Origin of the sequence: Pseudarthrobacter sp. CCNWLW217 (assembly GCF_037203985.1) — a bacterium.
GTDB lineage: Bacteria > Actinomycetota > Actinomycetes > Actinomycetales > Micrococcaceae > Arthrobacter.
Window position 1 is genome coordinate 201,085 of the sequence record NZ_JBBCBT010000005.1, and the last position, 10,999, is coordinate 212,083.

Consider the following 10,999-nt stretch of genomic DNA (forward strand, 5'->3'; position numbering starts at 1 on the left):
ACGGCCCCGCGGTTTGCGGGGCGGACAACGAAGTCATCATTGGAGGCGTAAGGGCATATGACGTCCCAAACCACGCAAAGTGATCCAGTAATCCTCGAGATGCGCTCCATCACGAAGGAGTTCCCCGGCGTCAAGGCGCTGTCGGAGGTCAGCCTCCGGGTCAAGGCCGGCGAGATCCACGCCATCTGCGGTGAGAACGGCGCCGGCAAATCCACGCTCATGAAGGTGCTGTCCGGCGTCTACCCGTACGGCAGCTACGACGGCGACATCGTCTACCAGAACGAGGTCCAGCAGTTCAAGGACATCCGGGCCAGTGAGCACGCGGGCATCGTCATCATCCACCAGGAACTGGCACTCATCCCGGAACTCTCCATCATGGAGAACATCTTCCTGGGCAATGAGCCGGCGCGCCGTGGCGTGATCAACTGGGGAGAGGCGCGTAAACGCTCCATCGAACTCCTCGCCCGGGTAGGCCTCCGCGAGGATCCGGACACTCCCGTCAAGGAAATCGGCGTCGGCAAGCAGCAACTGGTGGAAATCGCCAAGGCCCTGAACAAGTCGGTAAAACTACTCATCCTGGACGAGCCCACTGCCGCCCTGAACGAATCCGACTCCCAGCACCTGCTGGACCTGATGCTCGGCCTCAAGGCCAAGGGCATTACCTCGATCATCATTTCCCACAAGCTCAACGAAATCGAACAGATCGCGGATGAGATCACCATCATCCGCGACGGTAAAGCGGTGGAAACACTGAACATCGTGGCCGACGGCGTGGACGAGGACCGGATCATCAAGGGAATGGTGGGACGTTCCCTTGAGTCCCGCTTCCCGGAGCACACCCCGGAAATCGGCGATGTGCTGTTCGAGGTCCGCAACTGGACAGTGGGCCATCCCCAGGTGGCAGACCGGCTCGTCTGCAAGAACTCGAGCTTCACGGTGCGCCGCGGCGAGATCGTCGGCTTCGCAGGGCTCATGGGCGCGGGCCGCACCGAACTTGCCCGCTCCCTGTTTGGGCGTTCCTACGGGAACTACATCTCAGGCCAGGTCTTCAAGAACGGCCAGGAAATCCACATCCGGAATGTTCCCCAAGCCATCAAAGCGGGACTGGCGTACGTCACTGAAGACCGCAAGAGCCTCGGCCTGAACCTGCTGGATGACATCAAGACCACCACCGTCTCAGCAAACCTCAAGGCCATCACCAAGGGCCTCGTCGTTGACAACCGCAAGGAATTCACGGTGGCCGAGGGGTACCGCAAGAGCCTTCGGACCAAAGCGCCCACAGTCAATGAAGGGGTGTCCAAGCTCTCCGGCGGCAATCAGCAGAAGGTTGTGCTGGCCAAGTGGATGTTCACCGGCCCGGACCTGCTCATCCTTGACGAGCCCACGCGCGGAATCGACGTCGGCGCGAAGTACGAGATCTACGGCATCATCCAGCAGCTGGCACAGCAGGGCAAGGGCGTCATTGTGATCTCCTCTGAGCTGCCTGAGCTGCTCGGACTGTCGGACCGGATCTACACCATCTTTGAGGGCTCCATCACGGGAGTACTGGATAAGGAACACGCCACTCAGGAAAGCCTGATGCGCCTGATGACCTCAGCCACCCGCGCCGGCAACAACGCCGCCCCCACTGCACAAACCGCATAAGCCCGAGGACGGAACAATTATGAAAGCACTTAAAAGGATTTTCGGCGGTGACACCCGCCAGTTCGGCATGATCATTGCCCTCGTGGCACTCGTGCTGTTCTTCCAGTTGTTCACCGGCGGTAAGGTCCTGACGCCGACCAACATGATCAACCTGTTCAACGGCAACTCCTACATCCTGGTCCTGGCGATCGGAATGGTGCTGGTGATCATTGCCGGCCACATCGACCTCTCTGTCGGCTCTGTTGCCGCAGCCGTGGGCATCGTAGTGGCCATAGCCATGCGGGACTGGGGCATCCCCTGGTACCTTGGCATCGTCCTCGGACTGGTCCTGGGCGCAGTGATCGGTGCCTGGCAGGGCTTCTGGGTGGCCTATGTGGGCATTCCCGCCTTCATCGTCACCTTGGCCGGAATGCTGCTTTTCCGTGGCGCCAACCAGTTCGTGGGCAAATCGTTGACCGTTCCCGTGCCGGAGGAATTCCGTGCCATGGGTGCAGGCTTCCTGCCGGAGATCGGCGACTTCGCCCGTTACAACGCCCCCACAGTCATCCTCGGATTCCTGCTGATCGCCGTCGTGGTGTTCCTGGAGTTCCGCAACCGCCGCATCGAAGCCGGCACCGGTGCCACCGTGGATCCGCTCTGGGTGCCCATCACCCGGCTGGTCCTGCTTGCCGGGGCAGTCCTGTACGTCACCTGGTTGTTCTCGACCGGACGCTACGGGACCTCGTTCCCCGTCTCTGGCCTGATCCTCGTGGGCCTGGTGGCGCTCTACGTCTTCATCACCAGCAAGACCATCCTTGGCCGGCACGTCTACGCGGTAGGTGGCAACCGCCACGCCGCCGAACTCTCCGGTGTGCAGTCCAAGAAGGTCAACTTCCTGGTCATGATGAACATGTCCATCCTGGCGGCACTCGCTGGAATGATGTTCGTGGCCAGGTCCACCAGCTCAGGACCCGCGGACGGCGTGGGCTGGGAACTTGACGCCATTGCGGCCGTCTTCATCGGCGGCGCGGCGGTCAGCGGCGGCGTCGGCACCGTGATCGGTTCCATCGTGGGTGGCCTCGTTATGGCTGTGCTGAACAACGGCCTGCAGTTGCTGAGCGTCGGAGCCGACATGCAGTCGATCATCAAGGGCCTGGTGCTGCTGATTGCCGTGGCCATCGATGTCTACAACAAGAGCCAGGGGCGCCGCTCCATCATCGGGATGCTGATGAACGGCCTGCGCTCCAACCAGCCGCCCACCCCGGAGAAAGAGATTGCCAAGACCTCCGAGATCATCACTCCCGCAGAACCAGCCGAGTCAAAATAGCCCGCGACGGCGGCCGGCATGCCCGGCTGCCTTTGGACCCAGAAAGAGAAACTCACATGCGTAAAATCGCAAAGACCCTGACCGTCCTCGCGGCCGTCGCAACGCTCTCCCTGACAGGGTGCGGCCGCTCCGACGTCGACGCCGAAGCCGCCAAGGCGGGCACCGCCCTGTCCGGTTTTCCCCAGGACGCCGTGATCGGCGTCGCCCTTCCCAAAAAGACCAGCGAGAACTGGACCCTGGCAGAGAAGCTGTTCAACGACGGGCTGTCCTCGGCCGGCTTCAAGCCCAACGTGCAGTTCGCTAACAACGGCGTATCCGAGCAGCAGAACCAGATCTCCACGATGATCACCTCCGGCGCCAAGGTGATCGTGGTCGGCGCCGTGGACGGTGCACAGCTGGGCACCCAGCTCCAGCAGGCCAAGGACGCTGGCGCGGTCATCATCGCCTACGACCGCATGCTGACAAACACCAAGGCCATCGACTACTACGTGGCGTATGACAACTTCAGGGTCGGTGAACTGCAGGGCCAGGCGTTGCTGGAAGGCATGGCGGCCAAGAAGGCTGGCCCGTATAACGTCGAACTCTTCGCAGGATCCCCGGACGACGCCAACTCAAAGGTGTTCTTCGACGGCGCCATGAGCGTCCTGAAGCCCAAGATCGACGACGGGACCCTGAAGGTGGTCTCCGGCCAGTCCGATTTCCAGCGGGCTGTCACGCAGGACTGGAAGCCGGAAAACGCCCAGCGCCGCATGGACGCACTGCTCTCGGGCAGCTACGCCTCTTCTGAGCTGGACGGTGTCCTGTCTCCAAATGACACCCTGGCCCGGGCCGTGATCACGTCCATCAAGAGCGCCGGCAAGTCCGTTCCGGTTGTGACCGGCCAGGACTCCGAGGTGGAGTCCGTGAAGTCCATCATGGCTGGCGAGCAGTACTCCACGATCAACAAGGACACTCGCAAGATTGTCGAACACACGATCACCATGATCAAGGACCTGCAGCAGGGCCTCGCCTTGGAAATCAACGACAACCGCAACTACAAGAACGAGTTCAAGCGCGTTCCTGCCTTCCTGTTGCCGCCTGCGATCGTGACCGCAGCCAACGTGAAGACTGCCTACGTGGACGATCCGACCCTCGGCCCGATCACCAAGTAACAAACTGAACGCGGAATGCCCCGGCTCCCTCAGTGACCAGTTCACAGGAGCCGGGGCATTCCCCTTTAAGCGATGCGCGTGCGCCCAACTTTGCCGTTTTAGAACTACGACGCCGGGCCGTCCACGCGTAGGACGCCCGGCCCTGTGAAGTGCAGTGCGTGGTTGCGCACAGCCTGCGGCGTGGTGAAGGCCCTGTAGCCGTACGCGTCCGCCGGGTGCCAGCCGACGTCGGTGGTGAAGTCCCAAGCGGTCCAGTCCGGTGCGGGTGTGCCGCTCAGTTCCGCCTCTGCCAGTGCCTCCGCCCGGTTGGTTTCGTAGGAGGCCCGGGCCACGGACTTCAGGTCCGCCGGGGCTCCGTTGAACCACGACCCGGTGTCGCTGAAGCGGTGCCCGTTGTAGCTGCTGACCATGATGGATGCGTCCGCGCCGGGTCCCGTGTAGTCGAAGGCGTTGTACTCGGAGAAAATCCTGGACTCGTAGCCTGCGCCCAGGAAGTAGCTGCTGCCGCCCTGTGCCTTACTGACCATCGGGTACTGCTGATGGTCGGTGCTGCCCACAAAGTAGTTGTTCACCACGTGCACCTTGCCGAACCTGACGCGGGGGCCGCGCTGCTGGATGTTCTCCATCAGGTTGCCGATGTAGCTGACGCGCAGCTTGCCGCCGTCCTTGTCCACGTGCTCGTCGCCGGAGCCGAGCAGCATCGTCTTGTCGTGGTTGTGCAGTTTGCTGTTGGAAATGGTCACATAATCGGTGCCGTCCTTGAGGTCCAGCAAACCGTCATGCCGGTTGGCGGGCTTGCCCCGGAACCCAATGGGCGCCTCACTGTCCGGGTGTCGTCCGTCGGTCAGCCGGACGTGATCGATCCAGAGATGGTCTGACGTGACTGAGGACAGGGCGTCGAACCGCGCGTTCCAGGCGCCCTGGCCGTCGTCCGGGGACCACGTGGTGAAGAAGTCCACGGGTGCCTCCACGCTGAGGTTCCGCACCACCACGTTCGTGGCGCTCAGGATCACGATGTTTGCACCTACAAACCCCGCGTCATTACCGAGGCCCATCAATGTGGTGTTGCTGGGGAGGCTCACCTCGATCTGGCGCTTCATGTTGTTGCTGCCCGTCTGGCGCAGCTGGCGCATGGACCTGCAGTAATCGAAGGTCTGGTCGCTCCAGGTCCTGCCGTCCGGACCGAAGCAGGACATGTACTTGTTGATGTCGTAGCCGGGCGCATAGTCCTGCTCCCCGAGAATGCGCCCGTCCGGTGTCTGGTTGCCGTCGATGGTTCCACGGACATAGATGATTTTGGGCGCTTTCGGCTCACCATGGTTGGCCAGCGCTGCCTTCAGCTCTGCCAGCGTGCCCACCTCGTAGCGGTTTTCGGCCGGAGCGCCCGCCCCGCCGTTCGTGACGCCGTCGACGGCGGCCCAGCCGGTGGGTGCCGCGTCGTCGGCACGGATGACGCCCCCTCCAGTCAGGGACGAAGCCGCTGTGCCACCAGGCGCCCTGGTTCCGGGTGCTGCGTCGGCGGGTCCGGCAACAGCGAGCCCGGCAGCGAGCGCCAGCACCGAGGCGGACGCCACCACTGCTCCGGCGAGGCGAGGACGGGCAAGTCTCGAATGGGACGTGGATTTGAAACGTATGGAGGACGTCATTGGCCTTTATTTCCGGCATGCCAAACAGACCACATGCCTAGTCGGGTGCGGATACAGATTTCGGGTAACTGCCACTCAGAAAACGCTTTCTCAGCGGCACTACTATTCTTACGTCGGCCGTGACAAAGCTGTCAAGGGGTGTCCTTTTTTTGCCGCTCTTCAAACAAGAACGGCTTCACAGCGCAAACATAGGTTCGCCACGTTTTCCGCACAGGGACGGGCACGAGTCTGGGATCAGAACGCCGGTCTTTCCGCCGGCCGAGATCCTAGGAGTACAGTGAGCGTCCTTGCCCGGAGTGTAGGCAATGCCTTCAGAAACAAGGTTCGAACGGCTGCAGTCGTTGCGGTCCTGGCAGTGGCCATCGGTCTGGCACTGGCCATGCTGGTGGCCAACCAGGCCGTGAGCGCCAAAGTCCAGGAGCTGAATGCCTCCGTCGGGACTGTCCTGACCGTCAACCCCGCCGGAGGCCAGGGCTTCGAAGGTGGCGGCGAACCGCTGACAACCGAGCAGGCCGCCACCGCCGCTGCCGTTCCCAACGTCAGTTCCGTCGTCGGGACCACTTCCCTCAGGCTCCGGAACGCTGCCGAGGCTGCCGCCCAGACGGCCGCCGGCGCCCCGGCAGGCCCCGGCGGAGGCCAGGGCGGCGGACCCGGGGGTACGTCCGCAACTACACTGACCACCAGCCTGACAGCCGCCATTGATATCGGCACTCTGGGCAACCGCAACCAGGCGGCCAACGGCACTACGGGTGCCACCGGCACCACCACGCAGCCTCCCCGCTCGCTGCCGATCACCGCCACGGGCATCGGCGCGGAGATGGACAGCACCGGCAAAGCGCTGACCATCACTGACGGATCAGGCCTGGGCGACTACACCGCGGAATCGGCCAACGCCCTGCTGGGCACCACACTCGCGGAAAAGAACGGGCTCTCGGTGGGGTCCACGTTCACCATCAATGACCAGACCTACACCGTGGCGGGCCTGTTCGATTCCGGCACGACGTTCGGCAACAACGCCCTTTACGTAACTCTTCCGACGGCGCAGAACCTGGCGGAGCTGCCCGACGAGCTGTCCAGCATGATTGTGACCGTGGACTCGTTGGAAAATGTTCAGTCCACGAAGGCTGCCCTGGAGACGGCCCTCGGCACCGACAAGGCTGATGTCACCCAGGGCCAGAACCTGGAGACGGCGGTCAGCTCCCTCGGCAGCGTCAGGAACATCTCCTTCATCGCCTTCGTTGCAGCTCTCGGCACGGCTGGGCTCATCATCTTGCTGATCATGGTCATGCTGGTCCGCGAACGCCGCCGGGAGATCGGTGTCCTCAAGGCCATCGGCGCACCCAACCGCACCATCGGCCTGCAGTTCGTGCTCGAAGCCCTCGTCCTGGTTGCCATGGGCAGCGCCGTGGGTGCCGCGATCGCATCCTTCGCCAGCGGCGGCATCGCCTCGGCGCTGATCAGCACCAACACCACGACGGCGGCGACCCCCACCGGCCCCGGCGCCGGTTTGCCGGGCGGCGGCGCAGGCTTCCCTGGCGGCGCTGGCCTACCTTCCGGCGGACCGTTCGGCGGAGCCTCCCAGCTGCTGACCTCCGTCACCGCCAGCGCATCCCCCGGCGTCATTGCCGCCGGAATAGCCGCAGTATTCGGAGTCGCCATCATCGGCGCCCTTGTCCCCGCGCTGCTCACGGCCCGCATCCGCCCCATCGAAGTCCTGCGAGGAGAATAACCATGATTGAAGTCAAGAACCTGGTCCGCACCTTCAACTCGGGCGACCGCACCATCAAGCCAGTCAACAATGTGAGTTTTGAACTCGAGCAGGGCACGTTGGCGTCCATCGTCGGCAAGAGCGGCAGCGGTAAGAGCACCCTGTTGTCCCTCCTGGGTGCGCTGGACAAGCCCACCAGCGGAGACGTCGTCGTGAACGGTGTCAGCCTGGCGAGCATGCCGGACGGGAAGCTGACCGAATACCGACGCCGGGACATCGGCTTTGTATTCCAGCAGTTCAACCTCATCCCGAATCTCTCCGCGGTGGACAACGTGATGCTTCCGATGGAGTTCGCCGGGATGCGCAAGGCCGGACGCCTCCAGCGGGCAAAGGATCTTCTCGAACAGGTGCAGCTGGACCCGGACAAACAAGTACGGCGGATCAACCGGCTCTCGGGCGGCGAGCAGCAGCGCGTGGCGATTGCCCGTGCTCTGGCCAATGAACCCCAACTGATCCTGGCGGACGAACCAACAGGCAACCTGGACGAACAGACCGGTGATCACATCATCGAGCTCCTCAGTTCGCTCAGCCGGGGGCACAACACCACCATCCTGGTGGTCACCCACGACCGGGCGCTGGCCAACAAGGCGGACCGCCGCTTCAGGCTGCAGCAGGGCAAGCTGACGGAGGAGGCTGCCCGCACCCGTTCGGCGGTGGCAACCCCGGCATAGCGAAAGGGAGGGTCCGCCCAGGGACCCTCCCTCACTTCCTACAGGTTTTTCCCGGACCCTCTCACTGCAATGAGAGGATGGCTCTCATGAGTGCGCCTATCGCCAAGCCGTGGCTGTCCAGCCAGTCCGACCAGGACCCCAGGTCCGCTACCGGCAACACCCTGAAGTGGGGAGTAGTAGCCACCGGCGGCATCGCCCGGTCCGTGTCCGAAGATCTGGCCCTCCTGGCCGACGCCGAGCTCTACGCCGTCAGTTCCCGCGGCCAGGAGACTGCGGACAACTTCGCCGCGGCCTACGGGTTCGCCAAGGGATACGGGGACGACGGCGGCGTCCACGGCTACCAGCGGCTCCTCGCCGATGATTCGATTGACGTCGTGTATGTGGCCACGCCCCACGCCCAGCACCACCAGATTGTCCTCGCTGCACTGAACGCCGGGAAACACGTCCTGTGCGAAAAGGCCTTGACGATCAACGCCCGCGAAGCGAGCGAGCTGATTGACGTGGCCCGCAAAAAGAACCTCTTTCTGATGGAAGCGATCTGGAGCCGGTTCCTGCCGGCCATGCAACGCGCCTTCGACATCGCTGCCTCAGGAGAACTGGGTGATGTGCACTGGGTCAGCGCCGATCTGGGCTTCCCCGCGCCGTACTCCCCCACGTCCAGGCTTTGGGCAAGGCAGGACGGCGGCGGGGCTCTGCTGGACATCTCCGTCTACCCGCTGCTCTGGGCGCTGGGAACCCTCGGTTTCCCGCAGACCGTCAGTGCCACTGGCGTTGTCAACGACGACGGCGTCGACGCCCAAAATGCGATGACTCTCGGTTACAACCACGGCGCCCAAGTCCAGCTGACGTCGTCGCTGTTGGCACACGGTCCACGGATCGCAACAGTGGCCGGAAGCTTGGGATACCTCCAAAGCGTGGGCTCCATCAACAATCCGAGCGAACTGCTGGTCCGGATAGGCCGCGGGGAACTCCGCCGCGAAGTGTTCGACGTCGTCGGTCGGGGCTACACCTATGAACTCCGCGAAGTGACGCGCTGCATCCAGCAAGGGCTTGTCGAAAGCCCCGTCATGCCCCTCGAGGATTCCCTGAACACCATGCGCCTTTTCGATGGCGTGCGAGCCCAACTCGGTGTCAGCTACCCAAACGACGCGCATTAGGCCGACTAAATATGAATGACAAAGAAAGTCAATTTGATGGGAATTTATTGATTTTTTCATGGACTTGGATCAATAAGCAGTCTTACGATGTAAACATCGTCGGTTGATCCGCTCTGGGGGTGGTACGCATGGCTAGAGGTCTATCGCCATGGCGTGCGCTCCGGCCAGTTCTCCTCGCTGGAGCCGCCACACTCACTTGGCTGACGCTTTCCACCACTGCCGCATCTGCCGATTCGCCCGATTCGGGTTCGCTACTGGGCGGGGTAACTTCGTCGGTTTCGTCCCTCGCAGCCCCGCTGGCAAGCACGCTGCCGTCCCTGCCCGAGGTTGCGACACCGGCCCCTCAGCCCGTGCCATCGCCCGGACTCCTGCGGCCCGTGGCGGGCACACTCACCGGCGCCACAGACCAGTTGGTCACGGCCGTCCCGGTCGTGAACGAGGTTGTTCCTGCGGGCACGGTCTCCACTGTTGTCGTCCCTGTTGCTGTTGTGGCCGATGACGCCGCCGCGGGACTGGTGGAAACTGTCGCTCCGCCGCTCGTTGACGCGGTTCCAATTCTTGAGCCTCTGGTGCAGCCAGTCTCGGACTTGGTCACGGGAGCTGTTCCCTTGCCCGTAACCCTGCCCAGCGTCCCGGACAGCGGCTCCGTTACTACTGATTCCGCAAGCATTCTGAACGAGGGTGACTCGCTGGCGGATCCGGCCGCCTCTGGTAATTTCTCAGGGATCATTCTGGAGCAGCTTGCCGGGGCTGCCAGCACAGCAGGCTTCCCAGCCTCTCCTGTGGCTGCCCTTGCCAGAACATCTTCCTCCCCTGGCGCGCCCACAACTGCCGCCTCGGAGCCTGAGCTACCACTGGCAGGCAGTCCGTCACCGGCACCTTCCGGCCCCAGTTCCGGGGCTGGGAGCGGAGCACCGCCGTCGGGCCCCTCAGGCTCGGCCGCCTGGCTGAACGACCTTGATCTTGAATTCCTGCTCCCTGGCCCTTTCCCGGTCAGCGGATCCTCTGAGCATGCCCCCTCACCGGTGTCATTCGACCCCGGTTCCTCTCCTGACTAGTTGAGCCCTGCCTGCCATTCCGTGGCAGGACAAGGCAACAGGGTTGCTTACCTGCGCCCCACATCAACTTCTCAGGAGACAAAACCATGCATTCCAACCTTCGCAGAGGGCTGCTTAGCACCCTCTTTGCCGGCGGGCTCCTAGCCCTCGGCGCCACCGCAGCCAGCGCTGCGGATACAACCAGCGGATCGGACCTCACCGCATCCGCCCTGGTCTCAGCGGCGACATCCGCGAACACGACGTCGTTGGGCCTGCTGGGTGACCCAACGCCGTCGGACACCGCGGATGTTGCCGCTGTGGTCGACGTCAACCTCGGCCTCGGCAACGGCGTCCTCGGCGGGACAAACGACGGCGGAACCACCGCCGACGTGGCCGCGGCAGCCGACATCAACCTCGGCCTTGGAAACGGCAGCCTGACCGGCACCGACACCACAGCCGACGTGGCCGCCGCAGCCGACATCAACCTCGGCCTCGGTAACGGCAGCCTGACCGGCACCGACACCACAGCCGACGTGGCCGCCGCAGCCGACATCAACCTCGGCCTTGGAAACGGCAGCCTGACCGGCACCGACACCACAGCCGACGTGGCCGCCGCAGC

Annotated in this window: 8 protein-coding genes and 1 pseudogene; 8 read left to right on the top strand and 1 reads right to left on the bottom strand. The window is 63.5% G+C overall.

Features of this window, described 5'->3' with window-relative positions; all coding sequences use genetic code 11:
- Positions 1-57: 57 nt before the first annotated feature.
- From mmsA to V9L18_RS08240, 3 genes are read left to right on the top strand one after another with little or no spacing between them, the layout of a single operon-like run.
- Positions 58-1,644, top strand: coding sequence for a multiple monosaccharide ABC transporter ATP-binding protein (mmsA, locus tag V9L18_RS08230; RefSeq protein ID WP_337346698.1), 1,587 nt, complete (start codon positions 58-60; stop codon positions 1,642-1,644).
- A 19-nt stretch (positions 1,645-1,663) separates the two neighbouring features.
- Complete coding sequence (mmsB, locus tag V9L18_RS08235; protein WP_337346699.1) at positions 1,664-2,950, top strand: multiple monosaccharide ABC transporter permease; 1,287 nt, start codon at positions 1,664-1,666, stop codon at positions 2,948-2,950.
- A gap of 56 nt (positions 2,951-3,006) precedes the next feature.
- On the top strand, positions 3,007-4,101 hold the full coding sequence (locus V9L18_RS08240; RefSeq protein ID WP_337346700.1) for a sugar-binding protein: 1,095 nt from the start codon (positions 3,007-3,009) through the stop codon (positions 4,099-4,101).
- 104 nt (positions 4,102-4,205) lie between these two features.
- On the opposite strand, the gene V9L18_RS08245 is transcribed toward V9L18_RS08240, so the two are convergent.
- A complete protein-coding gene (locus V9L18_RS08245; RefSeq protein WP_337346701.1) occupies positions 4,206-5,747 on the bottom strand; it encodes a pectate lyase family protein in 1,542 nt (513 codons plus the stop codon).
- 277 nt (positions 5,748-6,024) lie between these two features.
- Here V9L18_RS08245 and V9L18_RS08250 point away from each other — a divergent pair, with 277 nt between their 5' ends.
- The 5 genes and pseudogenes from V9L18_RS08250 to V9L18_RS08270 all read left to right on the top strand — a co-directional run.
- The gene (locus tag V9L18_RS08250; RefSeq protein ID WP_337346702.1) at positions 6,025-7,476 is read left to right on the top strand and encodes an ABC transporter permease; all 1,452 of its coding nucleotides are present in this window, start codon (positions 6,025-6,027) and stop codon (positions 7,474-7,476) included.
- A 2-nt stretch (positions 7,477-7,478) separates the two neighbouring features.
- A complete protein-coding gene (locus tag V9L18_RS08255; RefSeq protein ID WP_337346703.1) occupies positions 7,479-8,186 on the top strand; it encodes an ABC transporter ATP-binding protein in 708 nt (235 codons plus the stop codon).
- An 86-nt stretch (positions 8,187-8,272) separates the two neighbouring features.
- The gene (locus V9L18_RS08260) at positions 8,273-9,343 is read left to right on the top strand and encodes a Gfo/Idh/MocA family protein (RefSeq protein ID WP_337346704.1); all 1,071 of its coding nucleotides are present in this window, start codon (positions 8,273-8,275) and stop codon (positions 9,341-9,343) included.
- A 128-nt stretch (positions 9,344-9,471) separates the two neighbouring features.
- Positions 9,472-10,401: a hypothetical protein gene (locus V9L18_RS08265; protein ID WP_337346705.1), complete on the top strand. Its 930-nt coding sequence runs from the start codon at positions 9,472-9,474 to the stop codon at positions 10,399-10,401.
- 86 nt (positions 10,402-10,487) lie between these two features.
- A pseudogene (locus V9L18_RS08270) lies at positions 10,488-10,999 on the top strand (hypothetical protein); the annotation flags it as partial.